This window comes from Vannielia litorea (assembly GCF_018424695.1).
Taxonomy (GTDB): Bacteria; Pseudomonadota; Alphaproteobacteria; order Rhodobacterales; family Rhodobacteraceae; genus Vannielia; species Vannielia litorea_A.
Genome location: NZ_QTNQ01000093.1, coordinates 1 through 13,960 on the forward strand (window position 1 = coordinate 1; position 13,960 = coordinate 13,960).

The window sequence follows — 13,960 nt, forward strand, 5'->3', positions numbered from 1 at the left end:
ATGCCCGAGCCCATCACCCTCACCTGCGACTGCGGCAAGGTGCAGCTCGCCATCGCCGCCCGGCCCCGCCCGCCGCAGGGCAACCGGGTGATCTGCCATTGCAACAGCTGCCGCGCCTTCGCCCGGGTGCTGGACCGTGCCGATATTCTGGATGCGGGCGACGGCACCGACATCATCCAGTTTCGCTGTGACCGGCTCACCATCGTGCAGGGCAAAGAGCATATCGCCGCCCTCCGCCTCAGCCCCAAAGGCCTTGCGCGCTGGTACACCGCCTGCTGCAACACGCCGCTGGGCAACACCGGCCCCGGCCCGCGCTACCCCTTCTTCGGGGCCATCACCCATGGCATCGCCGACCGGGATGCGCTTGGTCCGGTGAAAGCGCGGGTGAACGTGCCCAAGGAGCGGCCCCTGCCCGAAGGTCTGCCACCCACTTCCGGCTCCACGTTTGGTGTCTTCCTTTCCATCGCGCGCATCATGTTCGGCGGCTGGCTGAAGGGCGCGCACAGGCACCATCCACTCTTTCCCGGCGGCGCGCCACTGATGGAGCCACGGGTGATCTCGCTCGAAGAAAAGGCCGCCGCCTATGCGTAAGGCCCTTGCCGCCCTCGCCTTTCTCGCCCTGCCCGCCGCCGCGCAGGAGTTTCCAGCGCCTCTCACCGATGCCGATTTCATCGCGGTGAACGAGGCCGAGGCGAGGCTCGGGCAGCTCCTGTTCTACGATCCCGTGCTCTCGGGCAACCGCAACATCTCCTGCGCCACCTGCCACCACCCGCGCTTCGCCACCTCCGACGGGCTCAGCCTCGGCATGGGCGAAGGCGGCACCGGCCTGGGGCCGGAGCGCCGCCCCGATCCGGCCAACCCGCCCGAAGAGTTCATCCCCCGCAACGCGCCTGCGCTGTTCAACCTCGGGGCCCATGAATTCACCGCGCTGTTTCACGATGGCCGCATCGAGAAAGACCCTGGCCGTCCGCATGGCTTTCGCACGCCGATGGGTGCCGACATGGAGCAGGGGTTTTCCGGCATCCTCAGCGCGCAAACCATGTTCCCCGTGCTCTCCGACGACGAAATGGCGGGCCACATCACCGAGAACGACATTTCCCGCGCCACCCGCTCAGGCCGCATCACCGGGCTGGGCGGGGCCTGGGATATCATCGCGCGGCGCGTGGAGGCGGCGGGCGATTATCAGGCCCGCTTCGAGGCGGTCTACCCCGAGGTGGCGGCGGGCCGCCCGCTGCATTTCACAGATATTTCCAACGCCGTGGCCGCCTTCATGGCCTTCGAATGGCGGGCCGACAATGCGCCCTTCGACGCCTTCCTGCGCGGCGACAAGGCCGCGCTCTCGGAGGAGGCGCTGGCGGGCGCGCAGCTGTTTTATGGCGAGGCCGGATGCTCTGGCTGCCACGCAGGTGCGTTGCAAACCGATCACGACTTCCACGCCATGGGGGTGCCCCAGATCGGCCCCGGAAAGCGGCTCGCCTTCGAGCGACATCACCGAGATACCGGCCGGATGAGGGTGACGGGCCACGCCGAAGATGCCTACGCCTTCCGCACGCCTTCCTTGCGCAACGTCACCGCCACCGCGCCCTACGGCCACTCGGGCGCCTATGCCGAGTTGGAGGCGTTCCTGCGCGCCCACGCCGCCCCCCGCGCCGCGCTGGCCGCCTATGACGGCACGCCCGCCAGGCTGGCCGCGCTGGAGTTCGACGCCATGGCCCCGCTGGCCGATGCCGCAGACCTCGCCGCACTGGAAGCCGCCATCGAGGTGGAGGACCGCCCGCTTTCGGAGGCAGAGGTGGCGGCGCTCATGGCCTTCCTCGAAAGCCTCACCGACCAGCCCGCCATCGACGGCCGCCTCGGCGTGCCAGAGGCCGTCCCCAGCGGCCTGCCCGTCGATAAGTAAGGCACCACCCCGACCGCTGCGCGCATCATACCCGGGGCAGCCGCCTGCACAGCGTCTCCGGCCTCAAGGCCAAACCCGTCGCGGTCGCCTCCCACCGCCCCGCCGTAGCCCGCCATGGTCGCCACCTCCGCGGCAGGCCCGGCAAAGAGCGGCCTCACCCTGCCTATTCAGCCGCCACTCCGTCGCACCGCGCCGTGCGCCACAGCTGCGCTTCCTCCAGCCAGCGCCAGCCAAACGCGTGGTCACTGTCGCCGTGGGCCTCCAGATGCGCCAGCCGCGCCATCGCCTCTTCCATCGTGGGCACTTCACCGGGCGCAACCCACCACATGGCAAAATGCATGCCCTCCAGCAGCTCGAACCACTCGGCCCGCCGGGCATAGAACTGCCGGTGAACGGTGTTCCAGACGAAATGCTCCAGCGGCGCCACACCCTCCCAGACCGAAAGGTTGGGGATCAGTCGCGGATCGCCGGTTTCTTCGGGCACATCCCCGGCGGCGGTATCCGCAACAAACCGCCAGACAAACCCGTCCGACCGCTCGGCAACGCCGTTCACCGCGTCAAGCGCCCGCATGAAGGGCGCCACGCGGGCATCCTCCGGTGCATAACGCAACCGCGCCACATTCAGCTCTGCCAGGTGCATCCCCTTCATGCCAGCGTCTCCCAGCTTGCCATATGCTTCTATGCGTGCGCCATCATCGCATCGCGCCTTTCAGCGGCCCAACAGCCGCGCCAGCCAGCCCTTCTTCGGCGCAGGGGCTTCATCACCCCAATCCGATGACCCGTCGGCCGCATAGGTTTCGCCCTCATCGCCCTGCACCTTCGCCCCCAACACACCGGCCAGCGCCACCATCTTGGCAATCAGCCCGACCTCGGGGTTCTTCGTCTGCACCACGCCGTCATACCACCAGAGCGGCCAGAGCTGCTCCTTGGGTCCGCGCATGTCCGCCGAGCCATCCTCTGCCACAGTCAGATCAGGGTCCGCCTGCGCGACAACAAGCCATTCATCGAGGGCAATGTCATCGCCCTCGTCAAACCAGTTCTCGCGGCGCGTGATGTGAAGGTCGTAGCCCATCACACCCGCTCGAGTATCAGCGCAACCCCCTGCCCGACGCCCACACACATGGTGCAAAGCGCATAGCGCCCGCCGCGCCGCTGAAGCTCTCGCGCCGCCGTCAGCACCAGCCGCGCGCCGCTCATGCCCAGCGGATGGCCAATCGCAATCGCCCCGCCGTTGGGGTTCACATGTGCCGCGTCCTCCGCCACGCCGAGGTCGCGCAGCACCGCGAGGCCCTGTGCGGCGAAAGCCTCGTTCAGCTCGATCACGTCCATATCGCCAATAGAAAGCCCGGCCTTCGCCAGCGCCTTCTTCACTGCAGGCACCGGGCCGATGCCCATGACGCGCGGCGCAACTCCTGCAGATTGCATGGTGACGATCCGCGCCAGCGGCGTCAGCCCATGCACATGCGCCGCACCCTCGCTCGCCACCAGCAGCGCCGCCGCCCCGTCATTGACGCCAGAGGCATTGCCCGCCGTCACCGTCAGATCCGGCCCGTTCACGCCCTTGAGCCGCCCAAGCTGCTCGGCGGTGGTGCCGGGGCGCGGGTGCTCGTCCTTCTCGACGATGATGGGGTCGCCCTTGCGCTGGGGCACCTCGACCGGCGTGATCTCTTCGGCAAAGACGCCCGCCGCCTCCGCCCCGGCCCAGCGCGCCTGGGAGCGGGCGGCAAAGGCATCCTGATCCTCGCGCGACACGCCCCAATCGGCGGCCACATTGTCGGCGGTCTCGGGCATGGAGTCGGTGCCATAGGCCGCCTTCATCGCCTTGTTCACGAAGCGCCAGCCGATGGTGGTGTCAAACACCTCCGCCGCGCGGGAGAAGGCGCTGGTCGCTTTGCCCATCACGAAAGGCGCACGGCTCATGCTCTCCACGCCCCCCGCAATCGCAAGGTCGTAATCGCCCGCCTTGATCGCGCGGCTCACCGTGCCGATCGCATCCATGCCCGAGGCGCACAGGCGGTTGATCGTGGCGCCCGGCACCGTCTCCGGCAGACCGGCAAGCAAGAGCGCCATCCGCGCCACGTTGCGGTTGTCTTCCCCGGCCTGGTTGGCACAGCCATAGATCACGTCGTCAAGCGCCGCCGGGTCCAGCCCCGCGTTGCGCGCCATCAGCGCCCGGATCGGCACCGCCGCAAGGTCATCCGCCCGCACGGCAGACAGCGCCCCGCCATACCGCCCGATCGCCGTGCGCACCCCGTCACAAATAAAAGCCTCTCCGGACATTCGCATTCTCCTCCCTGCTCGCGTCGCGTGACATCTATGCCCCTGCGGGACTCGACGCGAGCCCTCTCTTACCGAATGCACAGTGGCGGCGAAACTCGATAGCGCCACCGCCAATCCTGCTTCGGAGCCACCGGTAGCGGTCACGAAGTGACTGCGGACCCGATAGAGCGTTCGCGAAGCGAATGCGGAATCGGCGCTCGCCTGAGCCCCCAAGGGCCGGCGGGATGGCTCGGGTCAATGAAAATTGCCGAGGGGCCCCTCTGGGGATACGGCCATTTTCGTTGACGCGAGACGGCCCGTCGGCCAGGCCGGGGTCAGGTGATGGGTGGCCCCGCAAGCAGGTGATCCTGCTTTGGTGAACCCGGAGCTGTACCAACGCCATCCACCCCGCGCACCTCAAAGAAAAGGGCGCCCCGGAAGGCGCCCAGTTATCCACGGTGTGGGCTCTCGCAGATCGCTGCGCGACCCGCTGCCGCCCGCTGCACGAAACGCTTTCAGCGTTTCATGCTAGATATGAATCGCCCGCCCGTAGGCCTCCAGCACCGACTCGTGCATCATCTCGCTCAGCGTCGGATGCGGGAACACCGTATGCATCAGGTCTTCCTCGGTGGTCTCCAGCTGGCGGCCCACAACGTAGCCCTGGATCAGCTCGGTCACCTCGGCGCCCACCATGTGGGCCCCCAGAAGCTCGCCGGTCTTGGCGTCGAACACCGTCTTCACCAGCCCCTCGGGCTCGCCCAGCGCCACCGCCTTGCCGTTGCCGATGAAGGGGAAGCGGCCCACCTTCAGCTCGTATCCGGCTTCCTTCGCCTTCTCCTCGGTCATGCCGACGCTGGCCACCTGAGGATGGCAATAGGTGCAGCCGGCAATGCTGCCCGGCTTGATCGGATGGACATGCTGGCCCGCGATCTTCTCGGCCACCATCACCCCCTCGTGGGAGGCCTTGTGCGCCAGCCAGGGCGCCCCGGCGATGTCGCCAATGGCATAGACGCCCTCGACTCCGGTGGCGCAATACTCATCGGTCACCACATGGGTCCGGTCCACCTTCACGCCCAGCTCTTCCAGCCCCAGCCCCTCGACATTGCCGACGATCCCCACGGCGGAGATCACGGTGTCGAACTCATGCTTCTCCACCTTGCCGCCCACCTCGATATGGGCCGTGACCTTGCCCTTGCCGCGGTCGAGCTGCTTGACCATGGCCTTCTCCATGATCTTCATGCCCTGCTTGGTGAACTGCTTCTTGGCGAAGGCGGAAATGTCCTTGTCCTCCACCGGCAGCACCCGATCCATCACCTCCACCACGGTCGTGTCGGCGCCCAGCGTGTTGTAGAAGCTGGCAAACTCGATCCCGATCGCGCCCGAGCCGATCACCAGGAGCTTCTTGGGCATCCGTTTGGGGGTCAGCGCGTGCCGATAGGTCCAGACGAGATCGCCGTCGGCCTCCAGCCCCGGCAGCTCGCGGGCGCGCGCGCCGGTGGCCACCACGATGTTCTTGGCCGTCAGTTCCTCGGTGCCCTTCTCGGTCTTGACCGAAACCTTGCCCTTCCCGGTGATCTTCGCCTCGCCCATGATCGAGGTCACCTTGTTCTTCTTGAACAGGTGCTTGATCCCGCCTTCCATCTGCGCGGCCACACCGCGCGAGCGCTTCACCACCGCGTCGAGGTCGTAATCGGCCTTCTCCACCGAGAGGCCAAAATCCTTGGCCCGGTGCATCAGGTGAAACACCTCCGACGAGCGCAGCAGCGCCTTGGTCGGGATGCAGCCCCAGTTCAGGCAGATACCGCCCAGGTTCTCCCGTTCAACACAGACCACCTTCAACCCGAGCTGCGCGGCGCGGATTGCGGCGACATAGCCACCGGGGCCGGCGCCGATGACGATCAGGTCGAAGCTTTGCGAGGCCATGATTCTCTCCCATTCCAAAACTAGTTTGGTATTAAACTATTTTCGCCACCCGGCGATAGCCCCCTGCCACGCGCAGAGTTGCCGCAGCAGCGCGGGCGCAAATGCGCCTGTCTTTCCATCGGGTTAGCCCGAAGCAATCCAGCTTCCCCCATTGTCCTTGTCGATGCTCTGAAGCGTCCAGCGATAGCCGCCCGCCTCGAGGTAGGCTGCTTCAACCGGGCCTGTCTCACGGCCCAGCGCCATGTTGCGATAGGGAAAGCGCCCGAAATCGCGGATCACCTGCCGGTGCGCGCGCGCGTGGCTCAGGTTGTCACTTCCCGGCATGCGGGCAAGAAACAGCCGCACCGAGCGGTCCTGGTCGGCCAGCACTTCCGAATGCATCATCGGCAGGTAGAAAAACTGGCGTGCCGCGCCCTCCACCCGCTTGTCGACGCCGCTCTCCACCGCCCACTTGGCCCATTCCCGGGCCAGCCCGTCGGTGGCGAAGCTTCGGCCATCGCCGCGAAACATGTTGCGTGGAAACTGGTCCACCAGGATCAGACGGGCCAGCGTGGCCACCCGGCCCCAGCCCCACGCCGGGCGCGTGCCGCCTGCCACCGCCTCCCAACTCGGCAGAAAGCGCCGGCGGATCTCCTCGTCGAGCGCCTCGTCCTGTTTGTACCAGTCCTCCGGGCCGCAGTCCTCGGTCCAGAAGCGCACGACATCTTCGGCATCCACCATGTAAAATCCTCCCGCCCCCAGAGTTGCACGGGGCAGGCGACATCACAACTGCGGCTGCGCCTCCCCGGTCTCTTCGGCTTCGTCCGACTCTTCAAGGTTCTCGATGAAGACCTCCTGCGCCATGTCGACCACCACGGCGGTCGACGAGGGCAGCACCGGCGCATATTGGCCGGTGTCCTCCACCGCCACGCTCGGGCGCCGGGTCATCCGCCAGAAGGCATAGCCCGCGACCGCCGCCATGAGCAGCGCGATATAAACGAAAAAGCCCAGCGGCCCCATCAGACCCATGAACCAACCGGTCACGATCGGCCCTGCAATCGCCCCCACCCCGTTGATGAAGATCAGCCCACCCGAGGCGGCGGCCATATCCTCGGCTTCGAGGAAGTCGTTGGTGTAAGCGATGATCAGCGCATAGAGCGGGTTCGACATGCCGCCAATGAAGAACCCGGCCACCAGCACCGCCACGAAGGCACCGCCGAAGAACAGGCCGAACACCCCGGCAATGCCGCCGCCAAGGCCCAGAAGAGCGATCAGCAGGCGCCGGTCCATCCGGTCGCTGACCCAGCCGATGGGATATTGCATCAGCAGCCCGCCGACGTAGATCGAGGCCACGAAGAAGGAGGTCTGAGCCACGGTGAATCCCGCCTGCGTGGCAAAGACGGCCGACATGCCGAACATCGCGGCATAGACCCCGCCCAGCAGGAAGGCGCCCACCATGCCCAGCGGCGACACGCGATAAAGCTGCACCAACGTGAGCGGCTTGGTGGTGCCGAAGGCCGGCGTCGGCTGCACGCTCAGAAGGATCGGCGCAAAGGAGATCGACACCAGAACCGAAGGGATCACGAAGAGGATGAAGCCCGTCGGGTCTCCCGCCACCAGCAGGAACTGCGCCGCAACGATGCCCACCATCTGCACGATCATGTAAAGCGAGAGCGCCTTGCCGCGGATGTCGTTGGTGACCGAGTTGTTCAGCCAGCTTTCCGCCGTCACGTAGACACCGGAGAAGCAGAAGCCGATGATGACGCGCCCCACCATCCAGGCCCAGGGGTTGGCGAAGGTGGGGTAGAGGATCAGCACCGCCGAGATGAAGCTGCCCAGCGCCGCGAAGACGCGCACATGCCCCACCCGGCGGATCATCTCAGGCGCCATCCGGCTGCCGCCGAGGAAGCCGATGAAATAGGCCGACATCACGAAGGACATCTGAAGCGTCGAGAACCCCTCGAGCGAGCCACGGATACCCAGCAGCGTGCCCTGCACGCCGTTGCCCACCATCAGCAGCATCACGCCAAGCAGCAGCGCCCATGTGCTCGCGATCACCTTAACCATCGTCCGGCCTTTCCTGTTCCTGTTCCGGATGGCCTATCGCCACCCCGGCCAACCGCCTCTCAGCGACACCCGCCGTCGTTATTCGCCGGGCAACAGCAGGGAGCTGTCGCCATAGGAGAAAAACCTGTATCGCGCCTCTATGGCATGTTGGTAAATTTCACGTATCCGCCCCTGCCCCATCAGCGCCGAGACCAGCATCATCAGCGTGCTCCTGGGCAGGTGGAAATTGGTCATCAGCCCGTCGGTGAGGCTGAAGTCGAAGCCGGGGTAGATGAAGATGTCGGTCTCCCCCTGCCATGGCGCAATCCGGCCCTTCGCCGGTGCCGCGCTCTCGATCAGCCGCAGCGCCGTGGTGCCCACGGGGATGATCCGCCCGCCCGCCGCCTTGGTGGCGTTGATCTCTTCCGCCGCCTGCGCACTCACCTCACCGCGCTCTGCATGCATCCGATGGGTGGTCACATCCTCCACCGTCACCGGCAAGAAGGTGCCCGCCCCCACGTGCAGCGTCACCTCGGTCAGGCCCACATCCATCGCCGCGATGCGCCCCAGCAGCGCCTCATCGAAATGCAGGCTCGCCGTGGGCGCGGCCACCGCGCCGGAGCGCTTGGCAAAGACAGTTTGATAGTCTTCCCGGTCGGCCTCGTCCGCCGCCCGCCGCGCCGCGATATAAGGCGGCAGCGGCATCGCGCCGACCTGCTCCAGCGCCGCGTCAAAATCGGCTCCCTCCACCGAGAACCGCAGCCGCACCTCGCCGCCCTCGCGGCACAGCACCTCAGCGCTCAGGCCGCCGCCGAACGCCACAACCTCGCCCGGCTTCACCTTCTTCGCCGGGCGCGCCAGCGCCAGCCACTCGGCCCCGCCGGAGGGCTCCAGCAGCGTCACCTCCACCCGCGCCTCAACGGGGCCCTGCGCGCTCTCGCGCCGCCGCACCCCGCTCAATCGCGCCGGGATCACCCTGGTGTTGTTCAGCACCAGCCGGTCGCCGGGCCGCAGGTAGTCGCAAATATCCGCAACGCCCCGATCCTCGATCCACCCCGCGCCCGCCACCAGCAGCCGCGACGCGCCGCGCGGATAGGCAGGCCGCACCGCGATCAGCTCCTCGGGGAGATCAAAGTCAAAGTCATCCAGCTTCATGCCCGCGCCCTACAAGCGCCACCCCACCCAGCACAAGCCCCAACCGCAGGCCGTTAACCTCACATCAAGGTTAACGCGCCCCTGCTCCTCTCGGAGCTCCCCAACTATCCCAGGGGGTGTGGGGGACTGGTCCCCCACTCCAACGCCAACTCCAGGCGCCTAATTCGCCAGCCTCGGCGGCGGCTGGCGGAAGATCTCGCGGAAGATCCCCGGCGTCAGCACCGACAGCGGGTTCACGCTCACCCTCGGCCCCGAGGCCGGGCCCGTCATCTTGTAGTTGAACCCGAAGAAACCCTCGCCCTTCTTCGAAATGATCCGCCCGATCCCATTCACCACGTAGATCGGCGAGAGCACCCCCTGCACCGACATGTAATCGCGGTTCATGTCGTAGACCCCGGCCATCGAGATCCCCACCGAGGGGCCCACCGCCGAGCCATGGTTGATCTCCACCGCGTTGGGCGTGAGGCGAAAGTTGACCTCGGTGTTCGCCAGCAGCAGCCCCGAGCCGTTGAGCTGCTCCAGCAGCCCCACTACCGAAATCGCGTTGAGCAGGGCGGCGAGCCCCGGGGCGCTCTGCACCCGCACGTTCTTCACGTTGAGCTGGCCATTGTATTGCCCCGGCTCGGCGCGCGGCACCAGCGTCAGCTCCATCGTGCCGCCCCGGCCCTTGCGGAACAGCCCTGCGGCACGGAACAGCCGCCCCGCATCCTCCGACACCATGCGCACCGCCGTCTTGCCGCGCATCGGCACCAGCGTGCCGGAAACCGGGGCCGCGCCATTCACCGTGCCGCTGAACCGCCCGTTCAGCCCGCCGCGCGTGGTCAGCTCGGCGCGAAAGCCGCGCAGCGCGATGCTGTCGGAAATGATCAGCCGGTCGAGCGCCAGTGTCATCGGCGCGCCCACGCGGTTACCGCCGCTGCCCTGCGCAAAGCTGGTGCGCCGGATGTCCACCCAGCCGCCCTGCACGCGAACGGCGGGCGTCACGCCCTTGCCGCGCCCGGTCAGCGTCACCGGCGCGTCGATCCAGCGGCCGGCCTTCACCCGGCTGAACTCGGCGCTGCGCAGCCCGCCGCCGGGGTTCAGCCGCACCCGGCCCTCCGCCTCCAGCCCCGGCGCGGAAAGCGAAAGCCGCTCGATCGCCGGCGGCTCGCCCAATTGCCCCTCCACTCTCAGAGACCCCTTGGTCGCCCGTCCCTTGCTCCAGGCCAGCTCGCGGATGGTCAGCCCCATCCGGTTGAGATCGGAGCGCAGCGCAAAGCGCGGCGCCTTCCCCCGCTCCAGGTCGATTGTGAACTGCCCGGTGCCCGCCCCCGTCACCATGCCGTTGGGCAGTCCGATGTTGAACTTGTCCACAAAGGCCTGGCTCAGCTCGATGCTGCCCTCCACCCGGCTCGGCTGCGGCCCCGGCTTGTCGATCGGCTGCACCCAGGCCGCGGTGATCGGCAGCCCCTCGATGCGCCCCGGCCCGCTGATGGTGATTTCGTCGTTATGCGCCAGCACCTCCAGCCGCTCGGCACTCAGGGTGCGGCCTGGCACCACCCGCTCCGAACGCACATCGCTCAGTACGCCGCCGACACGAAACTCGATCAGCTCCTTGGGCACATCCTTGATCAGCGGAAAGCGGATCACCCCGTCCAGCGCCGCCCGGCCCTCGGCCATGTCCACCGGCTGCTCCGCCTTGGAGATAAACCGCCACGGCTCCTGATCGAGGATCGACAGCACCGCCGTCGCGCTGCTCTCCGACAAAAGGTGCACCTCCATGTCGGCGGGCTGCTGGTGGACATCGGGCACCCGCATCACCGTGCCCGCCACGTCGATCCGCCCGCCCTCGGGCGCGTTGATATGGCCCGCGTCCAGCGACAGCGTGTAGGCGTTGTCGGAAATCGAGGAATAGCCGGTTGCCCCGCGCACCGGCGGCAGGGTGGGCAGCACCTGCACCTCGCCGCCCTTGAACTCGTAGACAAGGCTCACCACCGGGCGGTCCTGCCCGGGCCGGGCCCTCAGCGCGCCCTTCACGTTGAAGAGCTCGCCCGCCTGCACCCGCTCGGCGATCCAGTCGCGGGTCTTGCTCGCCAGCGCCAGCGGCCAGATCGAGAGCAGCCGCTCGTGGCCGATCCGGTCCACCTCCACGTCAATCGCCGCCTCCCAGCCCTCGGGCACGGGGCGGGCATGTCCCCGGGCGCGGAAGGTCACATCCTCGCTTTCCAGCACCATCTGCCCGATCCGCAGCTGAAACGGCTCCAGCGACAGCTTCATGTCCAGCGCGCCCCCGCCGAAGGTGAGCCCCTCGGCAAAGATGCCCTGCGGGTCCAGCCGCATCTCCGAGAAGGCGAGCTGACCGACAAGGTCGGTCGGCCAGCCGGTGGCCTCCATGCCTTCCAGATAGGCCTGCCCCGTCGCGGTGAAGGCCCCGTCGGGCGCGGCAAGGCGCAGCTCGTCGAACACCAGCCGCCCGGCCTCCGGCTGATAGCGGAAGTAGCTGCGCCCCCCGTCCAGTGCGATGGCGGCCTGCCCCTGCCCCGGCTCCAGCGCACCCGCGCCGATTTCCAGCTGTCCGGCCAGTTCCTCCAGCGTGCCCGCCTCGCCCACCTTCGCCCGCATCGCGCCCGAGATCGGCGCGTCGAGCAGGGCGAGAAAGGCGGTGGCCGGGCTCAGCGTGCCCACGTCCTGCGCCGCCACGCCTTCGATATTGGCGCCCAGCTCGGCGGCGGTGGAGCCCTTCTGCGAGCTGAAGTTCAGCGTCACGCGCGCCGGGTCCACCTCGAAATCCGCAGCCTCCGCGTCCCCCGCTCCCGGCACCGCCTCGCCCGCAAGCTGAAGTGCGAGCCGGGCCGACACCTGCGCTTCATCCTGGGCAATTACCAACTCGCCGTCATAGAGCACCCACTCCCGCCCCGAGCGCACATCGAAGAATTCCAGCACGAGCTCCTCGGCGCGGATCTCGCCGATCGGTTGGAAGCTGGGCAGGGCCAGCATGGTGTCGATCCGGTCGAGCAACTCGGCCAGGCTGCCCGCGCCCTGCCAGTTCAGCTCGGTGTCGCCCAGTTGCAGGTCAAAGTTTCCGTCGCGGTCGCGCGAGGCGCGCATCGACGCGCCGGTCAGGCTCACTGCGCGGGGCTGCACCCGGCCTTGCAGCAGCGCGCCCTTGTCGAGCGTCGCGCCGAATGCGGGCACATGCACGATATGGGTGCCATCGGCAGCGCGGATGTCGACGTCGCGGAAGGTGACGCGCGGCAGCGCCGTGCGCTGGAAGATCACGTAGAGCCCGCCCATCTCCACCGTGGCACCGCCCAGCCCCTCGTTCAGCCGCGCCTCGACGCGGGCGGCCAACCAGTCGGGCGCGGGCAGCTCGCGCCCGGCGGTGAGCAGGATGGTGAGGATCACGGCCACGACGCAGAGCACCGCCACGTCGAAGGCCCAGATCAGCGGCTTGGCGAGCAGGCGGCGCTTGCGAATGCGGCGGCGCGGGCGGATCGGGGCGTCATGCCCGTCTTCGCCGGTGTCCTCGGGCCGGTCCAGCGCGCCGCCCGCGCGCAGCCGCTCCACAACACCCGCCCCGCCGGACACTGGCACCTCTGCCGCGCCCAGCGCCGGGGCGGCGCTCTGGGCGGGCACTTCCGCCTCCAGCCCCACCTTCTCCGGCGTGATCAGCAAAAGCGGCGGAAGCCCGCCGCAGGGCGCCGGATCAGCCGCCCCCAGGGGGCGCGGCGCCCCCTCTTCCGGCGCCGCCGGGCCAAGCTGCATCCGCGCGGCGGCGGAAGACAGCCGCTCGGCTTCGGCGGCGGCATCGAACCACCGCGCACGCCCATCGGGCGGCACCTCCTGCTGGGGTTTCTCCTTCGGCGGGCTCATCGGCCTCGGTTGTCCTTGTTCGGCGGCGCACTGGCCTCTCTGCTCTTGCGCGCCATATTCGCAGGAGCGACCCGATTTGAGAAGCGCCTAGAGAAGGAGAGAAGAGTATGGACCTCACAGGCCAGACCGCCCCGATTTCACCCTGCCCCGCGACGGCGGCGGCGAGATCACCCTGTCGGCCCACCGCCCCGCCCCCGTGGTGCTCTATTTCTACCCGCGGGACGACACCCCGGGCTGCACCACCGAGGCGATCGAATTCACCGCCGCCCTGAACAACTTCCAGGAGGCGGGCTGCACCGTGATCGGCGTCAGCCGCGACACCGTGGCCAAGCACGACAAGTTCATCGCCAAGCACGCCCTCGGCGTGCCCCTGGTCTCCGACGAGGATGGCGCGGTCTGCGAGGCCTATGGCACCTGGGTCGAGAAAAACATGTACGGCAAGAAGAGCATGGGTATCGAACGGGCCACCTTCCTGATCGACGGCGAAGGCAAGGTGGTGCGCGAATGGCGCAAGGTGAAGGTGAAGGGCCACGTCGAAGAGGTGCTGGAGGCGGTGAAGGGGCTCTGACGGGCGCCTCCCAGGTAGGTTCGGACTTGTCCAGACGTCCCGCACCACAAGCCGAAACGCTCAGGATGCGCCCATGCACGGAATCAAGCCGAAGGCGCCGTGCGAGATGGCGTAGAATAGGGTCGCGACAAGTCCCGGCCTACATTGCCCGATCTCAGCCTGCAGACCGACCCCACACCGCTTCCGTCCCGACGCCCGCTCCCCTAAAATCGCCCCATGACAACCACCCTCGCCGCCCTCGCCTGCGATGTGCTTACCTGCCCCAAAGGGCGCGGAAA

11 protein-coding genes are annotated in these 13,960 nt (G+C 67.9%); 3 read left to right on the forward strand and 8 right to left on the reverse strand.

The annotated features are described in order from the left end of the window. Both DYI42_RS20530 and DYI42_RS20535 read left to right on the forward strand, forming a co-directional pair. Positions 1 to 591, forward strand: a 591-nt coding sequence (locus tag DYI42_RS20530) for a DUF6151 family protein (RefSeq protein WP_213548526.1), incomplete at its 5' end; no start/stop codon positions are given. Then, complete coding sequence (locus DYI42_RS20535; protein ID WP_213548528.1) at positions 584 to 1,900, forward strand: cytochrome-c peroxidase; 1,317 nt, start codon at positions 584 to 586, stop codon at positions 1,898 to 1,900. The genes DYI42_RS20530 and DYI42_RS20535, both read left to right, overlap by 8 nt. A gap of 163 nt (positions 1,901 to 2,063) precedes the next feature. Here DYI42_RS20535 and DYI42_RS20540 read toward each other — a convergent pair whose 3' ends face one another. From DYI42_RS20540 to DYI42_RS20575, 8 genes are all read right to left on the reverse strand, one after another. After that, positions 2,064 to 2,549 carry a DUF3291 domain-containing protein gene (locus tag DYI42_RS20540; RefSeq protein WP_213548530.1) on the reverse strand — a complete coding sequence of 162 codons (486 nt, stop codon included), beginning with the start codon at positions 2,547 to 2,549 and terminating at the stop codon, positions 2,064 to 2,066. Between the two features lie 60 nt (positions 2,550 to 2,609). Further along, positions 2,610 to 2,972 carry a hypothetical protein gene (locus DYI42_RS20545; RefSeq protein ID WP_213548532.1) on the reverse strand — a complete coding sequence of 121 codons (363 nt, stop codon included), beginning with the start codon at positions 2,970 to 2,972 and terminating at the stop codon, positions 2,610 to 2,612. After that, positions 2,972 to 4,180 (reverse strand): 3-oxoadipyl-CoA thiolase, encoded by a 1,209-nt coding sequence (gene pcaF, locus DYI42_RS20550; protein WP_213548534.1) that lies wholly within the window; start codon positions 4,178 to 4,180, stop codon positions 2,972 to 2,974. The genes DYI42_RS20545 and pcaF overlap by 1 nt, the downstream gene beginning before the upstream one ends. A 507-nt stretch (positions 4,181 to 4,687) precedes the next feature. Continuing rightward, positions 4,688 to 6,082 carry a dihydrolipoyl dehydrogenase gene (lpdA, locus tag DYI42_RS20555; RefSeq protein WP_213548536.1) on the reverse strand — a complete coding sequence of 465 codons (1,395 nt, stop codon included), beginning with the start codon at positions 6,080 to 6,082 and terminating at the stop codon, positions 4,688 to 4,690. A 123-nt stretch (positions 6,083 to 6,205) separates the two neighbouring features. Beyond that, positions 6,206 to 6,802, reverse strand: coding sequence for a DUF924 family protein (locus tag DYI42_RS20560; protein ID WP_213548538.1), 597 nt, complete (start codon positions 6,800 to 6,802; stop codon positions 6,206 to 6,208). 42 nt (positions 6,803 to 6,844) lie between these two features. Continuing rightward, complete coding sequence (locus DYI42_RS20565) at positions 6,845 to 8,128, reverse strand: MFS transporter (RefSeq protein WP_213548540.1); 1,284 nt, start codon at positions 8,126 to 8,128, stop codon at positions 6,845 to 6,847. 78 nt (positions 8,129 to 8,206) lie between these two features. Next, on the reverse strand, positions 8,207 to 9,262 hold the full coding sequence (queA, locus tag DYI42_RS20570; protein WP_213548542.1) for a tRNA preQ1(34) S-adenosylmethionine ribosyltransferase-isomerase QueA: 1,056 nt from the start codon (positions 9,260 to 9,262) through the stop codon (positions 8,207 to 8,209). 159 nt (positions 9,263 to 9,421) lie between these two features. Continuing rightward, positions 9,422 to 13,114 carry an AsmA-like C-terminal region-containing protein gene (locus tag DYI42_RS20575; protein WP_213548543.1) on the reverse strand — a complete coding sequence of 1,231 codons (3,693 nt, stop codon included), beginning with the start codon at positions 13,112 to 13,114 and terminating at the stop codon, positions 9,422 to 9,424. 142 nt (positions 13,115 to 13,256) lie between these two features. Here DYI42_RS20575 and DYI42_RS20580 point away from each other — a divergent pair, with 142 nt between their 5' ends. Then, positions 13,257 to 13,682, forward strand: coding sequence for a peroxiredoxin (locus tag DYI42_RS20580; RefSeq protein ID WP_213548544.1), 426 nt, complete (start codon positions 13,257 to 13,259; stop codon positions 13,680 to 13,682). Positions 13,683 to 13,960: the final 278 nt, after the last annotated feature.